The 21,076-nt window shown below is 42.4% G+C and carries 17 protein-coding genes and 1 pseudogene; all 18 read right to left on the reverse strand.

The annotated features are described in order from the left end of the window. Positions 1–30: 30 nt before the first annotated feature. Positions 31–5,037: a DUF6701 domain-containing protein gene (locus tag OCW38_RS12985; protein WP_261894339.1), complete on the reverse strand. Its 5,007-nt coding sequence runs from the start codon at positions 5,035–5,037 to the stop codon at positions 31–33. Continuing rightward, positions 5,034–5,471 (reverse strand): MSHA biogenesis protein MshP, encoded by a 438-nt coding sequence (locus tag OCW38_RS12990; protein ID WP_261894341.1) that lies wholly within the window; start codon positions 5,469–5,471, stop codon positions 5,034–5,036. Before OCW38_RS12990 ends, OCW38_RS12985 begins: the two co-directional genes overlap by 4 nt. Next, entirely contained in the window at positions 5,461–6,207 is a 747-nt protein-coding gene (locus tag OCW38_RS12995; RefSeq protein WP_261894343.1) for a prepilin-type N-terminal cleavage/methylation domain-containing protein, read from the reverse strand. Before OCW38_RS12995 ends, OCW38_RS12990 begins: the two co-directional genes overlap by 11 nt. Then, complete coding sequence (locus OCW38_RS13000) at positions 6,207–6,776, reverse strand: type IV pilus modification PilV family protein (protein ID WP_261894345.1); 570 nt, start codon at positions 6,774–6,776, stop codon at positions 6,207–6,209. Before OCW38_RS13000 ends, OCW38_RS12995 begins: the two co-directional genes overlap by 1 nt. Then, positions 6,773–7,291 carry a prepilin-type N-terminal cleavage/methylation domain-containing protein gene (locus OCW38_RS13005; RefSeq protein WP_261894347.1) on the reverse strand — a complete coding sequence of 173 codons (519 nt, stop codon included), beginning with the start codon at positions 7,289–7,291 and terminating at the stop codon, positions 6,773–6,775. Before OCW38_RS13005 ends, OCW38_RS13000 begins: the two co-directional genes overlap by 4 nt. Positions 7,292–7,435: 144 nt before the next feature. Beyond that, positions 7,436–7,903: a type II secretion system protein gene (locus OCW38_RS13010; protein ID WP_261894349.1), complete on the reverse strand. Its 468-nt coding sequence runs from the start codon at positions 7,901–7,903 to the stop codon at positions 7,436–7,438. Between the two features lie 35 nt (positions 7,904–7,938). After that, the gene (locus OCW38_RS13015) at positions 7,939–8,514 is read right to left on the reverse strand and encodes a prepilin-type N-terminal cleavage/methylation domain-containing protein (RefSeq protein ID WP_010434354.1); all 576 of its coding nucleotides are present in this window, start codon (positions 8,512–8,514) and stop codon (positions 7,939–7,941) included. Between the two features lie 79 nt (positions 8,515–8,593). Next, a complete protein-coding gene (locus OCW38_RS13020; protein ID WP_261894352.1) occupies positions 8,594–9,049 on the reverse strand; it encodes an MSHA biogenesis protein MshF in 456 nt (151 codons plus the stop codon). A gap of 3 nt (positions 9,050–9,052) precedes the next feature. After that, the gene (locus OCW38_RS13025; protein ID WP_010434347.1) at positions 9,053–10,276 is read right to left on the reverse strand and encodes a type II secretion system F family protein; all 1,224 of its coding nucleotides are present in this window, start codon (positions 10,274–10,276) and stop codon (positions 9,053–9,055) included. A gap of 12 nt (positions 10,277–10,288) precedes the next feature. Continuing rightward, complete coding sequence (locus OCW38_RS13030; RefSeq protein ID WP_261894354.1) at positions 10,289–12,013, reverse strand: GspE/PulE family protein; 1,725 nt, start codon at positions 12,011–12,013, stop codon at positions 10,289–10,291. Next, positions 12,003–13,151 (reverse strand): tetratricopeptide repeat protein, encoded by a 1,149-nt coding sequence (locus OCW38_RS13035; RefSeq protein WP_261894356.1) that lies wholly within the window; start codon positions 13,149–13,151, stop codon positions 12,003–12,005. Before OCW38_RS13035 ends, OCW38_RS13030 begins: the two co-directional genes overlap by 11 nt. Before the next feature lie 2 nt (positions 13,152–13,153). Further along, positions 13,154–13,993: an ExeA family protein gene (locus OCW38_RS13040; protein ID WP_261894358.1), complete on the reverse strand. Its 840-nt coding sequence runs from the start codon at positions 13,991–13,993 to the stop codon at positions 13,154–13,156. Between the two features lie 53 nt (positions 13,994–14,046). Next, positions 14,047–15,675: a pilus (MSHA type) biogenesis protein MshL gene (gene mshL, locus OCW38_RS13045; RefSeq protein WP_261894360.1), complete on the reverse strand. Its 1,629-nt coding sequence runs from the start codon at positions 15,673–15,675 to the stop codon at positions 14,047–14,049. Between the two features lie 15 nt (positions 15,676–15,690). Beyond that, positions 15,691–16,024, reverse strand: a pseudogene (locus tag OCW38_RS13050) (MSHA biogenesis protein MshK). Continuing rightward, entirely contained in the window at positions 16,017–16,664 is a 648-nt protein-coding gene (pilO, locus tag OCW38_RS13055; RefSeq protein ID WP_261894362.1) for a type 4a pilus biogenesis protein PilO, read from the reverse strand. The pseudogene OCW38_RS13050 and the gene pilO overlap by 8 nt, the downstream one beginning before the upstream one ends. Further along, a complete protein-coding gene (locus tag OCW38_RS13060) occupies positions 16,664–18,106 on the reverse strand; it encodes an MSHA biogenesis protein MshI (protein ID WP_261894364.1) in 1,443 nt (480 codons plus the stop codon). The genes pilO and OCW38_RS13060 overlap by 1 nt, the downstream gene beginning before the upstream one ends. 2 nt (positions 18,107–18,108) lie before the next feature. Beyond that, positions 18,109–20,124 carry an RNase E specificity factor CsrD gene (csrD, locus tag OCW38_RS13065; protein WP_261894366.1) on the reverse strand — a complete coding sequence of 672 codons (2,016 nt, stop codon included), beginning with the start codon at positions 20,122–20,124 and terminating at the stop codon, positions 18,109–18,111. Positions 20,125–20,285: 161 nt separating this feature from the next. Further along, entirely contained in the window at positions 20,286–20,840 is a 555-nt protein-coding gene (locus OCW38_RS13070; RefSeq protein ID WP_010434324.1) for a single-stranded DNA-binding protein, read from the reverse strand. Positions 20,841–21,076 lie beyond the last annotated feature (236 nt).

Genomic DNA, 21,076 nt, shown 5'->3' on the forward strand with positions numbered 1-21,076 from the left:
TTCCTAACTTAAGCGGCAAAAATTATATTATTACTGACCTGTTAAGCCACTTTCCCCTCGGTAGATCACACGATCGTTACCGCGGTAGATGCCAAATGTGACGACAGTTGAGGGATCTTCATCGCCTAAACCTCTCCAGTTATACTGTAGCCAGGGTTGAGCCCCCTCACTTCCAAAACAAGTAGCTCCACTTGGGGAGCTACCCTGCCTTAAAAACAGCCTAACTTGCTCACGACGACTAGTTTCTTGCTTAGCAATAAGGTTACTCGATATCCCATTCAATACTGACACTGTATCATCATTTCCATCATCATCTATATCGCTAGTTAGCTTGGCATCTGTTGGCTCTGTATCATCCCAAATTTTAGTTACACAGTAATCACTACCGTTAAACTGGCTTCCACTATCATCAGAATTAATTTCAAATTTACTTCCGGACCAATACTGAACTTCTAATGGAACTTGGATCTTACGACCTTGATTGCCTCCTACATCTTTGAGAGACATTCGTCCATACCTAAAATCCGGTTGAAAGCTAAACTTAGTACCATTGGTATAATCTGTATTAGTATTGTCTAAGTCTAGAAATTGCAAATCTACACCATCAACTTTATCACTGACCCATACCCCAAACTCACTATTAGTATTATCGTACGGGCCATCTTCACTAGCTAACCTTAAGAATTCATAATCAAAATTTTCAATTGTTAAACGAGCCGAAGACCAATCATCTTCACCCCAACTAATGTGGTCCGCATCCTTTCCTCCTGATAACCAAACCCTTGTATTTAAAACTGTACCATCTTCCTCTATTGCTACGTGCTTAATCGATGCCTTTAATGAACCCGCAAATAGACCATAGTTAGTCACTGGTTCGTTATCTCGATTGCGAGCTTCAACGATAAAATTGAAAGAAATACCCTGTGCCATATAAGCAAAGTTATCGTGACCGCTAGAATAGTTCCATCTGTTGCTAATAAGTGTTAAGTAATCCGGGTAAAAGCGCCCTATATTCTTGTTACCAGACAATCCACCGAGAATCTTGCCGTAAAAACTGTTTGAGTTTTCAGTCACTTTAAAGTTGACACTACCAACCTCTGAATACTTTAAGCTTTTGAATTTATAACCATTATCAGAAGAAACAATATCAGAACTAGATTGAGTCAGTTGACTACTCGGTTCTAAACTACCTAACACTGCATCACCATTACTAGGTGTATCTAATGTATGATTCGCACCTACTGCACCTGAAGAAATCAAATAGTTTTGTGTTACCAAGTTATTGTTACATAGCTGATTAGCGTCATTCGTGAACCTAATTGGTTTAGCAAACACGTCAAACTCTTCCCCCGCTGCAACAAATGCTGCCCCACTACTGCTGTTACCATCAGAGTTATTACCCGTACAGATCGCAAATTGCCACGGGCGAGAATAAATAGAAAAGCTCCCTTCTAAATCGTAACTCCCATCATCAGGACAACCAGCGAAACCAGTACAATCAAAACTGCTATCTTTTAAAGTGACGTTGAAAAGCCCTGACTCAGAGATAGTTAAGTCAGTTGCAGCGCTGCCTTTTTTGAATTCAGGTAAGTAAGTTAACGTTCCATCAGAGCCATTCCAAGAATTATCCAGCTCATGAGTAATGGTTACTTGCTTCTCGGCTTCTCCTACATAGTTTTCAGCAACTACAATAGAGTCACCTAGGTCACAGGCTAAAACTTTAGTTACCGTAGGAGTAGCTTGCCCCGCAATAACGTTAAGGCGATTTGTTGGACTATTGCCATCCACTAAAGAGAATTTAAATGGTACGAACTTGAACTGGCTTTCTACCTCTTTACCAGTGTCATCCACTAATATTGCCGTGAGTGTGTAATCTGAGTCAAAATTGATGGTGTCAGTCTCTTTAGCGACAACTTTTAAAGTTAATTCACCATCGTCATTTGAAACATAATTAGGGTATACACCGGTGCCGGAACCTTGTTGTACAGAAATGTCGAATTCATCAGCGTCAGGCGTAATAGCTACGGTAACACCTAGGCTTTCCCCCACACCATTGTTAGAGGTATTAATAGTAAATTGAGGGGAATCGTCGCCACACATCAAAGCTAAGTCGGTCGCGGGAGATATCTCTATCTCGTAATCATCGCTTGGTAACATACAAGATGTTGCAGCAGAAATAAGTGATTGACCTGACATATGAACACTCTCAGCAGCAACCCCGCCATAAATTCTGGCGTCATTACTAATTCTTACAGGTTGTTCACTATACAATAAGCCGACAAATGTGCTTGGCTTCGTTGAACTATTGCTATTGCTATTGCTATTGCTATTGATATTCACACTATTGGAATTCGATTCCAATACATTGACACGCAAATAAGTATCGGCCTCTAGAGTTGGTTTATCAACGACCCTGCTATCAATAGGTACACCAAAAAACGCTCGGTTATTAAGCTGGAGTTTATTGGTGAAAATCGTAACGGAGTCACCGCTCTTGACTTGTACCTCACCATCTTCCCAGACATTGATGGACCCTATTTTATACTTACCTGCTTCTATCGTTACTATTCCACCAACATTCAAGGTTTGGTATTCGTAAATTGGTTGGCCGTCGCTGTCAGTCAAAGGTAAGGTTAGCGTATCCCCCGCATTAACATTGACAGAAACAGTTAGGTTATCAGGCATATCCTCTAGCAGTTCTTTAGGTACCATCAAGTCTTCTAAGCCGCCACACTCTAAACCATCACAAGCACCACCGGTTGACCAATTTGTACCATCAGTCATCCAGTCATCATCAAAGCCGAGATACCTCCGGTTTCCATCTTTAAAAGAACCAATAACGCGAGATGAATTATAAGCTTCGAATGCTCCGATAGTTCCATCGGTTCGTATCCAAGTTTGGACTGGACTTTTGTTATTAAAACCATCACAAATACCAAGTTCGTTTGGTCGATCAAACATAAAAAAACCAACATCCTCTGCTATATGTGAGCGTTCGCTGTCCTTATCCATGTCTTCTTCAACAATAAAATAAACTTCATCTTCAGTAACATGACAACGACGAACCCAACCACCGTTATTACCACTTCTTGAGTTTTTATTTGCAATTAGAATTGGTGGAGCATCAAAATTAGCTTCGGAAATACTGGTTGATTCCTCACAACCAATTTCTATTGGGGAAATGACTTTTTCATTAAGCGTGGTAGTGACTCGAGTCTCTCCATTTCCTAAAAAGAAGCGAGCACCTTGAGTAATGCCTGAACCTTCACCAGCAACAAAAGCGACTTTCTCTGGTTCACTAATATCGTTATTGTTGATGACTTCAGATTTTTCAAGGGCTAAATAAAAGCGTTCGGTATTCACACCTCTTGCCATACCCGTAAACCAAGCTGAGCTATTATTTTTGGTTTGCGGTTGAACAAGCACACCTGGAATATTTGAGAAAGTACTTAGACCAAAATCTTCAAATTTAATAAGGTCAGCATTATTTCTTTCACTACTAATTTGTGAAGCTGCAGTATTTGTTTCCACTAAGCCCGCGACAATTCGTCCTTTTCCGTTCCCAAGAGAAATCACCCCTTCTTGAATAACGAAATAATCGATATTAAGTGAATTTAAATCTTCATCACTCAACATTGGGGCATCAAGGTATGTTGTATTACTGGTATTACGTTTAACGCTCGGTGCAATCTCTTGTACTACAGTTGCAGAGGTCAAACTTGTTCCAATAACAGAAGCTGTTGAGGGTAACTCTGTCGTTCTCGCGCTCAAAACTGATAGACTGGCATCAATGGTAGGCATAACAAACACCAAAGGAACCGTAGTGTAAGTTTTGTCGAATTCCAATGTGCAAGACACTCTTTGTCTATCTGCATCATCGTTAGTACCAGGTTCGATAATGCGACAGCTGTCTTTGGTTAAGGTCCCAAATTCAAATTGTGGATTTTGGTTGATTGGAGGCTCAGTAGAATCGCAAGCATCAACAGGATAGGTGCGGTGTAGGCAAGTGCCATGAACTATGCTGTTATCATTGAAGTTAATGATTGCCCAGCCATTATCTGGACTTGACGCTGTGGCATCTCCCATAATGACTGTATTGCCTGATAAATCAATATTAGAGTTGATCGACGTGACATTTCCCTGAACGGTACTATTGATTAAATCAAGTTCGTAAACAGTATCAGCATTACCGCCAATAAACGCATTAGTTGCGGTTATTTTTTGTGCAGAAGCATCACCACCAATCGAAGAATCATCTATTATTATCGAGTTAGTAGATGCTGCTTTTGCATAGCCTCCAATACTTGAGTCGTTAGTCAAATTTATTGATTGAGCTTCTGCATATCCCGTTATAGAAGAGTTATCTGCAAATAACGCAAATTCAACATTAGTGTTTCCTCCTACTGACGCATCTGTCAACGCTAGAGATTGAGCTTTTATATCACCAGTAACTGATGAGTTCTCGACCGTCGCACCATCCACGATCTGAACGTCACCACCAATACTAGAACCATTACTCAAGTCGAATGCCCCTCCTCCAGAAACATCACTTCCTATACTGGTAGCGATGATCGTAATGCCGTAACTCACATCGACATTCCCATGAATAGAAGAGTTTGATAACGATAGAGTTCCAGCACCAAGGATGCTTCCAGGAAGAGTGACTTCCGAGAGCGAAGATTCCCCCCCACCAGCACCAGATAAAGTAGTTGTCCCCTCATTACCAGAAGAAGAAACAACCGGTTTAAATTCTGTATTTGTTATATTAAAAGTCTGGTCAGCTTTAACGACACTATTATCATAAAGATTAATAGTGTTATTGCGTGAAGAAAAAATCCCGTGACATCGATACTCTCTAGCCCACTCAGAACCATTTATAGATATCGGTGCTTGTCCTCCTTCATTATATTTACATAACTGTTTAAAGTCAGATTCAAGCTCTAAGTTGTAAGTTGCGCCATAAGATAACGAAGAAGTAAGTAAAGTAGTTAATAACAAAAAAAACTGAAATTGTTTAACCATAAATTTCTTTATCATAGCTCTACTTCCTTCACCCAAACTTCTTGAATACGCTGCACTTGGTTGATACCTGAACCACAAATAGCTGTTGATTCAATTTTGAAAAAGCCAACGCGATCTAAAGTTCCAATTTGGCTACAAGTTAATTCGCCTACAGTACAGATAGTCGACATCCCACTGCTCACTTGATTTGAATTTAAGTTACCACACGCTGCACTAACACTTGTTGAAACCGCGGGTGATACAGTCAAAGGGTACACTTTAGTAAGTGCCCACTCATTAGCAGAATGCGCGAGCAACCAGGCTTGTGTACCAAGCTGTTTACGCGTCAAGGTATCGTGATTTGACCACTGAACTTGCACTAAAGAAGTCGCAAGGAAACCCATCACCACAATAACAAATACTGCGACGACTAAAACACTACCTTGTTGAGACGATTTTCTATGGCGCATTGAGTACCTGCACATCTTGTTGGTAAACACTTACTTCACTGTTTTGCTCGAGCACAAGATCGATGTGAATTACACCACCTCTTTGTAAGCTTGGCTCTTCGTATCGAAAACGACTTTTAGCGTAGTTAACGCTATCTGCAATCCTTACGCCATTACGCTCAATGACACCTTGTCCTTCGATAGTATTGTTCACTATACAGAAGCTGACATGATTGTTTTTTTCATAAATATAATGTCGTTTTGCAATAGACTCACTCACAAGACTCAAAGCTGTAACACTGAAAGAGTTGGTATTCTGTACTGCACCCGAAACGTCAATTCGTTTATTGGACTCCACTGCCAAATCATTAAAACTACTTGGATTTATAATAATGTAGTCACCTACAGAGAGACTTGGTTCACCTTGACCAACAATGAAGTCCAATTGATTGTCTAGTTCATCGAAGTGATAAAAACCGGAATATTTGATCGGATAGAATGAGAGGCACTTTCTCTCAAAAGTAGTAGTAGGTAAAAAACTCAGATCTTCAGTAAAGCTATTGGGCACTGCATGGCTTATCTCTCGCGACATTTTCTCAACAACAAATTGACCTTTTACTTGTACTTTTTGACGATCGATAGTTTCAACATAGCCTCTCATGCCATATTCGACAAAACCGGCAATTGCGAGACCAATGACGGCAACCACAACAATGGTTACGATCATCTCTATCAAAGTAAAACCACGTTGTTTCATTAGTAGTTCCCCTTGTAAGCAACTAAGCTATAACGGTTGTTACCACCAAAGATCTGTAACTCAACGCGCTTCATCGTTCCAATTACATTGTCGTTTAGTCCATCCATGTTTTGATCATAAAACACCAAGACCTCGACACGGAAATTGGCATAACTGTCTTCGATATTTTCATCTAGGATATTAGCAAGCGGATACTTCGTCGATGATACACAAGCTGACTCAGTGGTATCGGTATACCAACAACCAATATAGTCATCGACATCATTAAAAGCAGCGGGCGCAGTCTCTGACCCATCCACTCCCAATTCATTGGGAGCTGAACAAGTCGCAGCTCCCGTATCGCCACAGCGAATCAAACCACCATCAAAATCACTGTGTTCATCAAAGCCGCGAGCTAAAATTTGATTCATCAAACTCTGACCTAAGGCTACGGAGCGGTTTTGATATTGTGGGTCGGCCGAACTTGCCACTTGAGGTGCTAAAAAACTGCTAATTGTGACCATCGCAATACCCAGTACGATAATCACAATAATGCTCTCTATAAGAGTAAAACCACGTGCGCGAATCATAGACACGCCCCTTCACGCACATAACCTTGAGAGTTAATACACACACTGGCTTGGTTTTGCCCTGAGGTAATCAGAATGCTCACACCACTACTGGCGGTATCAAGCGGGTTACCGAGAAGATCAAACGTAATTTGTGACACTGAAGGTGTAGCACTAAACGAGACTTGATCAGCTACAACTGAATCGCTCCGGGAGCTAGAGTCACTAGCACTGCAACCGCTTGAGCTACCAATACAACTAGCACTGATAGTTATACGGCTGCGCAGACAAAGTTTTTGAAGATCAAGGTAACTCGTATCGTTACAATAATTGTATAAGTTGGGGATATTGGTTTGAATTCTATTCACTTGAACCTGACGAACCACAGAGATAATTTGCTTTTGCGCTGTAAAAGTAGAAAAACTAGAGGTTCCAGCGAAGCGACTCGCGGCAAAAGTGGAAACAATACCGAGGATAATGATAACGATGATCAGCTCTACCAAAGTAAAGCCGTTGGGTGTGGGGCTGTTATCCATAATGAGCCTCTAACTGCCTAACGAATACTGATTATACAAGATAATGAAGCTTTCGCTCTTATGTATATGAATAGTTTTGATATTTGTATGTTTTGGATAGAAAAAAGGCCAGCAGGTGCTGGCCTTAAAGCTAAGTATTTAAGCTTATGGGGTAGTACAAACAGCAGCACTCACAACTGCATTCGCTGTTGCTTCAGCAACAGAGGTCGCTTCTTCGTATACAACACAACTATCAACGTAACCAACAATACCAAACAGCGCGTCGTCATTACCAGATTGACCAAGATATTCAAAATCTTCATCTTTGCCAACACCTTGAACAATAGCACCAATTGCAGCTGACGTACCTGCTGGGTAACCAAAAACAGTGGCAACGTCATTGCCGTCAATTGTAACTAACGCTGAAGACAAAGATTCTTTACCGTCAATTGCTGACTTGCCGTAAACGATACCGGAAGCGCCTTGAATCGCACCAGCTAGCCCCTCAAGAGTTGCATTTTTTGCATCATCTTGCAGGTTTAGGAAACGTGGCGCCGCAGTTACAGCAAGAATACCTAGAATAACAATTACAACCACTAGTTCGATTAGGGTGAAACCGCCTTGTCTTTTCATAGTTAAGCTCTCTCTATGTTTAATTTTACGCAGACTTACTGCAAAGTTACGGTCACACGACCAGTTTTAATTTCGTAAACGAATTGGTGCTCGGTATTACCTTCTAACTGAATGTAAGTACACGTTGCCTCACCTGAATTCGCTTCCGCTGAATATTTATAATTTGAGTCGTCATCAACATCATCGACTGCTGCCACATTCGGTGGGTTTTGCAGTAAATTCTGCATCAATTCAGCACAGGTTTCTGAAGAAATATCTCCTGGTGCGACTGAAGAGTCACTATTCACAGTCCATGGGTAACCATCTCGAAAGTCGGTATCTTCACTCTTGCTGTTCTTTGATCTTGTTAACCAAAAATCAACACCATCATAATTTACAGTATTGTATGTTTCAACACCAATCTTCTCAGATGGTCTTGCTTCGGCTTCCCACTGTGCTCTTGCTGATAATACTGCGGTTGCAAAACCACCAGCGACACCTTCAATACTGGATTTTTTAGCCTCATCGGTCACATCTAAGAAGCGGGGTAAAGCCGCCACTGCCAATAAACCAACGACAACAATTACGATGACTAATTCGACAAGGGAGAAACCCTTTTGATTTTTAAGCATTTTCTACCTACTCATCTAATTACTAACGCGCATTATACATTTGCACACGTATAAAACCATAAAAACAGTGTCAATATTCTCACAAAGCCAAAATATTGGCTTTTACACTAAATCTTTCTTTTTCGAGCAATATATCTATTTGATACTTATCGCTATAATGATAACTACAATGAAACTGTATGTTATCACTTTTATCTTCAATACTGGGAAAAGTCAGCCCTAAAATGCTCTGTGGGGGATACAATTGCTCTAACCAATAGCGACAATCCCGTTCCGAACCTTTAATCGGCTTTATCCATCCCGTTCTGCTATAGCGCATTAACTGTTCTGAGTCATTAGTTTGTTCCGGGCCCGTTAACAAATACTCTTGTTTAAACAAATTAGCCTGCTCAAGAATCCGCTTACTCGCGACGATCAATGCCGTGTTACTCGCTTCTTCTTCTACCGTATCCAATGCAAATAGCAGCCCTACAATTAGAAAAAGGATAACCACACTCCAAATAACAAAACGTGAGCGTTGTAGGTTATTTAGCATTCATTAGCCTTTGATTGCATCCAGCATTCCCCACATCGGCAGGAAAATACCTAAAGCCAATACTAAGACCATACCAGCGACAACGACCAACAAAATAGGCTCTATTCTAGCGGTTAAGGTTTTCAAATCGTAATCAACTTCTCGATCATAATAATCTGACACCTCGAGCAATAGTTCATCAATACGACCCGTTTCTTCACCGACTGAAATCATTTGTATCACGAGCGGTGTGAAGATTTCGCTGTTAATCGCGGTTGAAGAAACCGTACTACCCGCTTCAATTGCCGATTTCATAGCTTGAACCCGTAACTCTAAAAAGCGGTTATCCAGAGCTTCAGCCGATAGCGCTAACGATTGATTCAATGGCACACCCGCTTTGAGCATCAATGCGAAAGTACGTGAGAAACGAGACAGTAAAGCTCGGTTAACAACGCCACCAATGACAGGTATTTTTAGGCGCCACCGATCCCACGTTTCTAAGCCGTTATCTGTTTTAACCCAAGCTTTAAACGCAAAAATAAGGCCAAAGATCACGCCTAGCATCAAGCCCCAATAATTCACAAAGAACTCTGACATACCAATCAAGATACGAGTGGGGAGTGGAAGATCGACACCAAACCGTGCGAACATGCTAGAAAACTGTGGGATAACCTTAATGTTAAGAATGAACATCGCAATCAAAATGAAGCAGATCACGAATGTTGGGTAACGCATCGCTGTCTTGATTCGCTTGCGAGTCTCCACTTCTTGTTCATAGTATCCAGCTAACTGCAGCAGCGCTTGGTCTAAACGACCCGTATTTTCACCAACACTGATCATCGATACAAACAGCGAGCTAAATACCTTAGGATGCATTTGCATCGATGCCGCTAACCCACGGCCATTGGTTAGCTCAGCAACCACTTCTTCTAAAGCTGCTTTCAACTGTTTGTTTTCACAATTTTGAGTCAGACCTTTCATCGACCTCAGAAGCGGCACGCCCGCTTTGGTTAGACTGTATAATTGTCGACAGAACAGAACCAAGACCTCAAGAGGAACATTGGGTGAAAACAGGCTAGATATATCCATATCTAATACTGAATCGCCACTTCTCCCCAACTTAATTGAGGTTGGAATGATCCCCTTGCTCATCAAGCTTTCAGCGGCTAGATCTTCGTTATTCGCATCTAATTGACCGGTAACCTGGCTACCATCCGAACTGCGACCTACATAACGATACGTTGGCATATCACTCTACCCCTACAGATAAATTGGGTCAGTGGCACCGGAAGCATCCCCTTCACCAAGGTACATTATCTCATCGAGACTCACGACACCTTGCAGAGCCAGTTCCATCGCAGAAGCCAATAACGGTTTGTAATTTTCAGACTGTCTAGCTGCTTGAGCAAAACCGACCGCATCATTCGCTCTAAGGGCATCCATCATGTTTTGTTCTAGCTCTAACATTTCAAAGACACCAATACGACCACGATAGCCGGTTAAGTTACAGTTCTGGCAACCACGACCTTTCATAAATGGCACACCCACTTGGTTGGGGAAACGGACGCTCAACCATTGCTTGCGAGGTTCATCCAATTCATCTTCAACTTTACAGTCAGTACATACTTTACGAACCAATCTCTGTGCTACTACCGCTCGCACAGCGCTCGCTACCAAGTAGCCTGGAGCGCCCATATCCATCATACGCAGTGCGCTATCTACCGCATCATTGGTGTGCAGCGTACTTAATACTAAGTGACCCGTCAGTGCGGCTCTCAATCCAATCTCAACCGTTTCGTGGTCACGCATCTCACCAATAAGAATGATATCGGGATCCTGACGCAGGAAAGTTCTCAATATAGTAGAGAAGTCGAGATTAATCTTAGGGTTAACCTGAACTTGGTTCACACGCGGAAGTCGGTATTCCACCGGGTCTTCCGCAGTAATGATCTTTTTACCCGGTTCGTTTAATTCGCTTAACGCACCGTACAAGGTCGTGGTTTTACCTGAACCTGTCGGCCCAGTAACCAAGATCATCCCATGTGGACGGCGTAATTGTTGACGAAGACGAACCAGTAGATCGCTCGGTATACCCGACGCTTCTAATTTACGTAAACCGGCTGATTGGTTAAGCAGACGCATCACCACAGACTCACCGTGCTGCACTGGCATAGTCGACATACGAATATCGACAGATTGGCCTTTCACGCGAATATTGAAGCGGCCGTCTTGAGGAAGACGTTTCTCTGAGATATCAAGATTTGCCATCAGCTTCAAACGCAGAACCAGAGCAGACGCAATATTGACTTCATTCAACAGTGTTTCATGCAGCACACCATCAATACGCTGACGAAGACGCAATACGTTTGAATCGGGCTCAATATGGATATCAGAAGCAGCGACTTGGATTGCATCTTCAAATAACGAGTTGATAAGCTTAACGACCGTAACTTCGTCACTGTCTTCATCTGCTATATCAAAATCAAAGGCATCATTAACTTGGTGCTCGGCATGCAGTTGCTCAGCGAAAGAGGCGATTTCTTTGGTTCGACGATAATAGCGATCAAAGCCATCAACGAGTTGTCTTTCCCTAGCGACTACAAATTCTAGAGCATAATCACCAAGTTGACCGAGCAACGACTCTTGTGCAAATAGATCGGCAGGATCACTCATTGCAACACGCAAAGTGTCACCTTGGCGTCCAATCACCAATGCGCGAAGGCGACGAGCATGTACTTCGGGTAAAAGCTGTACAGCTTCTACATCGACATTGGCTCGGCTTAAATCAATAAGAGGAATCGCTAACTGCTGCGATAAGAAGCTCAACATCTGTTGCTCTGATAAGAAGCCAAGCTCAATCAGTGTATCACCGAGTTTACGTCCGGTACTTTTCTGAGCCGCTAGAGCTTGTTCTACTTGAGCCTCAGTAATAATGCCTTCTTCAACAAGCAAATCACCCAATCGCTTTCTTAGTCTAATTTGCATCGTCGTGCTCCTCTAAGGCATCGAGTATTTTTAACCGATCTCGCACAAAATTTTGCGATTGAGATGAGATTCCTACTCGAGTTAAAGCGCCTTGGTATGACTCTTTTGCAGCCGTAAAATCTAACTGACGTTCCTGTTGAATGGCCAGACCGAGCCACCAGCGAGCATTATCAGAATCAATATCGACCAAGTTTTTGTAACTCTCTAATGCAATCTCTTCTTGCTGCGATTTTTGGCTCAACGCCGCACGCATGGCTAGATAATCTTTGGTTGGGTTTGGCGGTAAATGGACTAATGGACTCAATGCCGCTTCCGCTTGGTTCGCTTTGACAAGCAATGTTGATAAGCCTAAACGCAGCTTTTCACTATTAATATTAAGTTTGATACCCGACTGAAAAAGTTCGTAAGCCTTACGAGTATCACCTTTCCCAAAATAGAGAATCGCGAGTTTCTGGCGAACGTCCTCATTTCTAGGGGTATATCGAAGAGCTTCGGTATAACCTTTCAAGGCACCAGTAAGATCGTTCGCATCAAGCGCTTTCTGAGCACGACCTTGTGCATTGGCTGATAGTTGATCAGACGTTAGCTCCACCTGCTCAATCAACATTCCATTATTTTCTGAACCTCCAGAAATGGCGACTTCGCCAGAAATAGAAACAGGCTCTTTTTTTGTCACACTAGCCACGTATATGGGCTCGGGAATTTCAATTTTATTCCCTTTAGGTGCACTGGTCGTGTTAAGTACCGCTTTACGAGGAGTTACAATCGTTGAATCAGACGAGACTGACTTAGCTTTTACATTGTTTGCCGTAGCGACATGCTCTACAGAACGATCAGGTACGTCTAACGTGACTAATTTCTTGGTTGGTGACGAGATAGGCTGCGCAATTACACTCTGTATTTCGCCCGAACTATCAATGACAGAAACCTCAATTTGCGCGTCTCTTGTAGAGATTGAATTGCCGACAGCAGGACCTTGCGATATCGCCCAACCGCCCATGGCTAAGCTGAGTGTAAAGCCCGCAGCAACCCATACTAATGGAGAACGTGTTTTGACTTTTGGTACTACTGCAGCTTCAATCGAAGTCGCTGATTTTTTCTTTGCCAATTCAGACAAGGCGTTGTTAATGACGCTCATAATTAATTCCAACCCCACAGTATTGGCGTTTTAAATTTAGGCTTACATACATCGTACGTTTCATGCATGGCTGAAAACAGATGTTGGTTGTCGATACTTTTCTTATCTTCACTGAACGAAAGCAATAGAGCCTTGTGGCAAAGTTGGTTTATCAATCTAGGGATACCTAACGACGAACGACAGATCGCCTTTTTTTGATTCAAGCTGAACAACTCAGGATGACCACCAGATTTAGTAATTCGATTATCGATATACGCCACCGTTTCATCGAGAGTCAGTGGTCTTAGTGTCGAACTAAATGTGATTCTTTGGCGAAACTGCCTTAGGTGGTAAGCCTCTAATCGAGCATCCAATTCGGGTTGCCCTAATAAGACAATCTGCAGCAGTTTTTTATCTTCCGTTTCAAGATTACCAAACAACCTTAATGTTTCGAGCGCTTCATCCGATAGCGCTTGAGCCTCATCAAGAATGGCGACGACTCTTAAGCCTGAGTTGTGTAATTCAATTAACTTGTGCTGGATGTTATCAACTAAGGTTGCTGGATTATCGATAGTCAAACCTAGCTCTTTGGCGACGGCTTGACGCAGGTCTGCACCAGACAAAACAGGGTTTGGCAGGTAGATTAACGCCGTACAATCCTTTAAATGATTAACCAGCATCCGACAAACCATGGTTTTTCCCGTACCGACTTCGCCAGTGACTTTGATTACGCCCTCTCCCATATCTAACGCCGAGATGACCGTTTGAATCGCCTCAAAATGAGGCGCCAAACCATAAAAGAAATCGGTATTCGGCGTTAACGTAAATGGCAGTTGTTCAAAACCAAAGTGAGCTTGATACATATGACGACCTAGCTTAGTAAGAAACAGCCAATCTACATTGAGAAAGTAAGTATTTACTCTTCATCAGGGAACCACTCTTGAAGAAGATCACGAGAACGCTCCAACTCAGTTTGCCAAGTATTCACACCCACGATCGTGGGTTTTAGCAAGATCACGAGCTCAGTTTTTTGCGTTAACTGATTGGTATTGCGGAACAAATGCCCTAAGGCTGGAATATCACCCAGGAATGGAACTTTAGACGTCACATCACTGGTATTTGATTTCATTAACCCGCCAATCACAACCACATCGCCATCTTTTGCGCGAATCACTGAGTCAGACTCTCGAATAGAGCTTTTCGCTAAAGGAAGTTGCACCAAACCTGTCGTTGAACCTAAATTGAGCTCTTTCACTTCTTCCTCGACCTCAATAACGGCAGGGTGAACATGTAAAAATACGCCCCCTTTGTCATCTATCTGAGGAGTTACATCCAAAGAGATACCAGAGAAAAAGGGAGTGAGCTCAACTTCAGGAGCCACATTCGCGTTATCACCACTACCGACTGAGCTTGATAAATCTGTTACGTAATACTCATCGGTTCCCACTTTGATAACTGCTTTTTGGTTGTTCGCAGCCGTTACTCGCGGGCTCGATAGAACGTTAAGGTCACCTTGAGTATCCATAAAGCTCAAAACCGCTTCGAAGCTACCATCAGAGATCGTGACATTAGTTTGTCCACCGAGTAGAGAACTGATCGCATCTAACGGCGGTAGAGTACTTGTAGGACGGTCAATAACAACACCACCGCTACCAATAGATTTAGATAGGTTCGACCAGCTAATACCTTGTTGGTAGCCATCACTCAAGGTCACTTCCATGATTTTGGCTTCCAAGATAACTTGGCGCTGCAAACGCTTCTGGGAAATACCTAAGAACTCACGAACTTCACGAATTTCGTCAGGGTAAGCACGAACCGTAATCACACTCGCTTGCGGGGTTACCACAACGCTTTGCCCGTCACCAGAACCAATAAGGTGAGCAACTGCTGCTTCAAGTTGTGGCCAAAAATCGCTTTCAGAGGTCGTTTCAATCTCTGTACCACCGTTCGATGTCGAGTTCGAAGAATTGGAAGAGTTGGATGAATTAGAGTCTGAACTTGATGAGCTTGACGAGCTGTTATCTGAATTAGAGATCGTTCCTGTGGTGATAGTCGTCAATGATCGACCTGCACGCTTAACTTGCAAGTAATCGACAGGAATCGTTACGGTGCGAAGACCAGCAGGATAAACTTGAATCACTTTGCCACGCTTTTCAATATCGTAGCCATACATATCCTGAGCAACAGCCAGTACTTCGTCTAGTGTCACGTCCGTTAGATTAAGCGTAAGGTTTCCTGACACACCAGGGTGAATGGCCGCACTATACTCAGTACCTTTCACTAAGCTGGCAAAGAAGGTTCTCGCTTCAACGCCTTTTGCTTGAATACGAAAGCGCTTAACGGTTTCCGTCCCCGGAGACATGGAGTCAGAATTAAGCTGAGGCATAAGGTCATCTTGAACCGACGAAGGCAGTTCATGAAGTGCTCGACTATTGGCTTCATTAATGGATTCGTTCAAAGACTCTTTAATCTCAACAGGATCTCTGTGTCCCATCGAACAGCCGACTAAAGATGACACTAGAATTGCTACTACAAGTTTACGCATGTCTTCACTCAAACCTTAATTATTCTTAACATCTAAAGAGAACATCTCTAATTTCCACTGCTTAGAGCTTCTCTGCAGAGTGACGTATTCTGGATCTATGTTTTTCACTCGGTACCCTCTGATCGTTTCTCCTTGACCTAAAATCTGACCATTCATAATCGCATAGCAAGGCGTATCACCTTTACAAACGATGCTTTCTAGGGACGGTAGGCGATAGCGAGTTGGCGCCTTTTTAGCAGGCGCGGTTTTTTTGTTCAGGAGTAAGCCAACCTAATGGTGCCGTTGGATCTTGCTCTGCCCAAACCACTGAGCTACTTAAAAGTAGGGACAACAATAGAGTTCTAACCACCGATAAACTCCTGTCTAGTACCAAGTGTGTAAACCTCAAATACGAGTCGAGCTTTAGGGTACTCTTCAACTGAGTATTTAAATGTTCGCCAGTAATAGCTAACAGGAAGAGATTCAAGGGCTTGAAGGTAAGCAGAAATATCAAAATAGCTGCCCGTCAATTCCATTCTCACAGGATGAAGAAAGTAACCTGAATATTCACTGGTCTCTTTATTGTTCGAAATCGCTTCTGGTTTTAATGACTCTAGCGACTCAAGCTTTAGCCCACTACCAGCGTTAAGAACGCTCTCCAGTAACTGCGACATTTGAGAAGGCGTGATCAACCCATCGACAATCTGCGAAAGCTGAAGTGAAAGGTCTTGGCTTTCAACAAGTAGCTTTTTGTACTCGATGTTGATTTCTTTATCTGGGTTTTTATTGAGCTTAGCTTGCAGAACGAGTAGCTCACCCTGCAGTCTTTGATTTGATTGAGTCAGGCTCATCGTCTTAGCATTTTTGGCTTGTAAGTCGAGATACGCAGGTTCAACCAACAAGGTGAACAACAGCATGGATAGCCCAACAAAACCACACACGAAAAGTAGCCATTTTTCTCTTTGGCTTAATGCAAGAAACTTATCGTTAAGCTGGTTCCACTGTTGCATTATTTACTCTCCCTGCGAGTACTTAATTCAAACGTCACCACATCTTGCTCATTGCGACCTATTTTAAGTTTTTCAAAGGCACGCCCGACTAAATTAAGCTCTGTTTTAAATTGACCAATCCAATTCGGAACAACATTGGCGTTACGAGCTAAGCCACTGAGGTCTAAAGTATCGTGCGTCATATAAATATGCGAAAGCGATATGTCATTTCGGCCTAATTTAGCTAAGGAATTCATGACGCCAGAATACCCGACTTGTTGTGATTCGTCGTATTGCCCGACCGCCTTCAATGCCTCTTTTTTGGCCTGAGTCTCACGTTTGAGACGCGCAACAGCGGCCACTTTCTCTGGAGACGGTTTGTGTTGAGTTAACTTACTATTCAATTGGTTAACTTGCTTGTTAAGTCGGTTCGAGTCATGTTGCAGAGCTGTTAGTTCTTTATCTAGATTAGAAACTTGATACTGCATTACAAAGTAACCACCCAGCAGCAAAACACAAACTAGCCCCCAAATCGCAACAACATTTGTCAGCGTAAAATATTCTTTTTTAGGCTTGAGGTGTTCAGGGTAAAGATTAACATTAAAAGTATCTTTTTCAGCTGCGAGTTTAACCAACAAACTCTCTGAATTATCACGTTCACCTTCCACCAACAACGAAACTGTCGAGCTCAGTGTGTTATTTAACGCACTTTGTAATTCAGTCTCGTCTTCCTCATCACAGCAGATTTTTAACTGATGAAGTTGAGTACCTTTGATTTGAGAAGAAAGATAATCAATTGAGCGTTGCAACTCTAAAGCAAGGCCATCTAACTGAAGAACACTTGATGCTACACCGGTTAAAGGAGGGACAACGCTACGGATCGTTCTTTGGAAACAAACCGTATTTTCAACAAACGCACCAAGCTTAAAATGTGAATTGGAGCTACGTTGTAAAAGGATAAAATTAGAAAGCTCACCTGCGCTATAACCCCAGATTTCATCTTCAGGGGCAACGCCTTTAAGTTCCACTTGCGCTGATTGAGTAATGTTTACAAGCTTATTTAAAAGCTTTTTAGGCAAAACATACACTTGTAGCTTGTTCGAAGTAGGTAAGGCTACCGCACTCGCCGTAATCTCAGTCACCCTTTCAGAGGCAAGATCTTTCAGTAAAAATGGCAGTGCAACCGACCACTCATTCTCTGGAATGTCCGGTTTATCAATTTGGTAGGTTTGGTAGTAGTTAGCACAAACTATCAACTGCAGACTATTACTGGTAAATGCCTCACTGCTAAGCGATTTTTTTAGTGCACTCTCCCAATCCCCATTAACTACCGAGGTACTGGTTACTTGAGGTTCTTGATCTGCCGATAAAATATAAATGGCATCGTTGCCTAACATAACAACCTGAGAGCTGCCTTTGTTATTCGCTGGCTTTATCTTGTCTAAAATCGCTTTAAAATTCATGCTTAACTATTACTCTTACGCCATCGATTTCTTCGACCAACTTTTACCACGGATTCAGCTTTCACTGCCTTCTCACCTTGATTAGGCAAAGGGATAATTTGTTGCTCTTCGTCAAAATATCGCCCTTGATAGCCGTTAATACCTAACTCTATTAAGGTATTCTTTTCTTGTTTTGTCTCGACCCCTACGGCAATAACTTGAGTTGGGGAGTCGCCACATGCCCCTATTAAACTACGGACAAACAGCTGATTCTCATGCCTTTGATCGATTTTCTTTATTAGGCTTCGGTGAAGCTTAATAAAATTGACCTTTAAATCTTTGATGTAGTGAGTGCTAACAATGGTTCGCCCAGCTTGACCAACGATAATTTTACACCCTAGCCCTTTCAACATCTTTGCGACCGGTCTCATATAATCAAGATGAGCAATCAAGTGCCCTTCAGGGAACTCAAAGGCCAATTGAGAACGGTGTTGAGCCGAAAGCTGTAACAACTCACTTCTAAACCACTTAAAATGCTGTTTACTGACAAACGGGGTCACATTCAAATTCACCGAATAGTTGCTAGGTTTTGTTGATTCTTTCAGTGATGTTAACAGTACTTTCAGAACCGACTGATCCATTTGAGCTTGATAGCCCACTTGCTCTACCGCAGGCATAAATCGAGACGATTTCAGTAAACCTTTGTCTGGATCTTGAATTCTAACAAACATTTCTCTATGTAATTCATTAACTTGACCAGACTCCGAAATAAGATAACACCGCTGAGCAAAGATTACTAAATTTTCAGGGAGTAGAGCTTTATCAAGTAATGTTCTCCAGCGAACGCTGCCTCTATCAAGCTCATTTTTGTTCTGTTTAGGGTAGCGGCTCCAGTTATTGATACGTTCCAACTGAGCACTCTTTAATGCGGTTTCCGTTTCATCCATGATCTTGCTATGGCGCTCACCTTCGGTATACATGGTCACACCGATATGACACCAATTGTCAAGTTCCAAAGGCTCAGGTGGCGTTAGCTTATCTAACTGCCTTAAACATTGAGCCGCCAAGGTCGCAATATCCTTTGCTCCCTGATGAGGAATAAACACCGCGAAGTCGGCTTCGTAATAACGAGAAAAGATAACATCAGGATAACGCTGAACAATATTCGATAATACTTCACCGACTTCAATGATGAAGCTGTCCGTGATTTGCTTGTCATTAGCATCACAAACTTGTTCCCACCCGTCGATACGTATTAGTAATACGCCACCTCGAGCACCACTTTCATGTAAGGTTGATTCAAGTTTGTTGTCAAAGAGTACTCGATTGGCTGTACCTGTGAGCTTATCTAGAAAGGTATGAGTACGGATAAAGGTATCAAAGCGGCTTCTTTCTTGACGAGCATCTTTCAGCTCTTCTATCAATACGTCTAAGGCTTCGCTTGCAGTATACGGCCATTCTCTCTCATCGCCTTTTGCATGAGCTTCAACTTGCCCCGCAAGGATCATTCGGCCTCGCTCTTCGAGCATTTCGGATCCCATTAATTGCTCTTTTAGCCATCGGACACCACGAATCAGACAGAAAATAATCAAAGCAACGGCTAAAGTAATCGACCACATAGCCTCCATTGAATAGCTATAACCAATGTAAGGCGGAAGTGCTTTAAATTCGATTCGATAGCCTTCATTTCGCTCTAAAACAAAACTTCTTTTATAAAGACGACTAGGATCGATTTGCGGGGAGGTATCTTTAAAGCGATAAACGATGCCAGTCCTGTTCGAGAGTTTCATCTCAACAATATTGCTCGCTTGTAACATCTTAGGCATCCAACGCTGCATCGAATACGCGGCGTCTGGGTCTTCCATTTCTTTATCTACAACATCGACAATACCAACCAAATAATGGTCTAAATATTCCTGCCCAATACGCTTAAAAGAAAGTGCGCCACCGATAAAAAGAATGAACATCGCACTGATAACTATCACGGTGACAAATGCCACTAAGCGAGTGCTCAATTTTAGTGTGGGGGTATATCTCATGAATAACGAAATCCTTTTCAACTCACATTATACCGTATTGCTACTTATACTATAAATTGACGTTGTAAATAAAGCGTTAAGAATTGTAGGTAACAAAAAGCCGCGATAAACGCGGCTTTTTCCAATTTAATACTGTCTTTATAATATATTAAAAACAGGTGTCAAAATGGGATGTCATCATCAAAATCCATCGGTGGCTCATTATATTGAGGTTGAGCCTGCTGAGGAGCTTGTTGAGGTGCTTTCGGCTGCTGTTGAGCAGGAGCACTGTATTGTTGTTGCTGCTGTTGTGGTTGCTGTGGTTGACCCCAACCACCTTGCTGTTGGTTACCCATACCACCTTGAGCAGGAGCACCGCCTTGAGCACGGCCACCAAGCATTTGCATTACACCGTTGAAGCCTTGAACAACCACTTCAGTTGTGTAGCGATCTTGACCGCTTTGATCTTGCCATTTACGAGTCTGAAGTTGACCTTCAATGTAAACTTGAGAACCTTTACGTAGGTACTCACCAGCAACTTCCGCCAGCTTGCCAAACAGAGCAACACGGTGCCATTCTGTTTTTTCACGCTGTTCGCCAGTTGCTTTGTCACGCCATGACTCTGACGTTGCAATGGTAATGTTCGCTACTGCGCCGCCATTCGGCATGTAACGAATTTCAGGGTCATTACCTAGGTTACCCACTAATATAACTTTGTTAACTCCACGGCTAGCCATGATTTGCTCCGTCTAAATTCATAGTCTCAGAAAATTTTAGCGGACAAGAATAGCATGCTTTTCTACAGTGATAAATCGCATTCCTATTCTCGCTCTTATACAAAGAATAAAAACGTAACAAATCATGATATTCAGAGCGATGTTGCTTTTTTCTCCACTGATAAACCACTCATTTACTTTGATCATTGATATTCAACGCAAGACACAACCAAGGCGCTAGAGAAGCAATGGCGTGC

The organism is Vibrio cyclitrophicus, assembly GCF_024347435.1.
In the GTDB taxonomy this organism is placed as follows: domain Bacteria; phylum Pseudomonadota; class Gammaproteobacteria; order Enterobacterales; family Vibrionaceae; genus Vibrio; species Vibrio cyclitrophicus.

Bases quoted from the DNA above. Each gene is read 5' to 3' on its own strand.
- OCW38_RS12985 (WP_261894339.1), bottom strand. From the start codon at position 5,037: ATGATAAAGAAATTTATGGTTAAACAATTTCAGTTTTTTTTGTTATTA.
- OCW38_RS12990 (WP_261894341.1), bottom strand. From the start codon at position 5,471: ATGCGCCATAGAAAATCGTCTCAACAAGGTAGTGTTTTAGTCGTCGCA.
- OCW38_RS12995 (WP_261894343.1), bottom strand. From the start codon at position 6,207: ATGAAACAACGTGGTTTTACTTTGATAGAGATGATCGTAACCATTGTT.
- OCW38_RS13000 (WP_261894345.1), bottom strand. From the start codon at position 6,776: ATGATTCGCGCACGTGGTTTTACTCTTATAGAGAGCATTATTGTGATT.
- OCW38_RS13005 (WP_261894347.1), bottom strand. From the start codon at position 7,291: ATGGATAACAGCCCCACACCCAACGGCTTTACTTTGGTAGAGCTGATC.
- OCW38_RS13010 (WP_261894349.1), bottom strand. From the start codon at position 7,903: ATGAAAAGACAAGGCGGTTTCACCCTAATCGAACTAGTGGTTGTAATT.
- OCW38_RS13015 (WP_010434354.1), bottom strand. From the start codon at position 8,514: ATGCTTAAAAATCAAAAGGGTTTCTCCCTTGTCGAATTAGTCATCGTA.
- OCW38_RS13020 (WP_261894352.1), bottom strand. From the start codon at position 9,049: ATGCTAAATAACCTACAACGCTCACGTTTTGTTATTTGGAGTGTGGTT.
- OCW38_RS13025 (WP_010434347.1), bottom strand. From the start codon at position 10,276: ATGCCAACGTATCGTTATGTAGGTCGCAGTTCGGATGGTAGCCAGGTT.
- OCW38_RS13030 (WP_261894354.1), bottom strand. From the start codon at position 12,013: ATGCAAATTAGACTAAGAAAGCGATTGGGTGATTTGCTTGTTGAAGAA.
- OCW38_RS13035 (WP_261894356.1), bottom strand. From the start codon at position 13,151: ATGAGCGTCATTAACAACGCCTTGTCTGAATTGGCAAAGAAAAAATCA.
- OCW38_RS13040 (WP_261894358.1), bottom strand. From the start codon at position 13,993: ATGTATCAAGCTCACTTTGGTTTTGAACAACTGCCATTTACGTTAACG.
- mshL (WP_261894360.1), bottom strand. From the start codon at position 15,675: ATGCGTAAACTTGTAGTAGCAATTCTAGTGTCATCTTTAGTCGGCTGT.
- pilO (WP_261894362.1), bottom strand. From the start codon at position 16,664: ATGCAACAGTGGAACCAGCTTAACGATAAGTTTCTTGCATTAAGCCAA.
- OCW38_RS13060 (WP_261894364.1), bottom strand. From the start codon at position 18,106: ATGAATTTTAAAGCGATTTTAGACAAGATAAAGCCAGCGAATAACAAA.
- csrD (WP_261894366.1), bottom strand. From the start codon at position 20,124: ATGAGATATACCCCCACACTAAAATTGAGCACTCGCTTAGTGGCATTT.
- OCW38_RS13070 (WP_010434324.1), bottom strand. From the start codon at position 20,840: ATGGCTAGCCGTGGAGTTAACAAAGTTATATTAGTGGGTAACCTAGGT.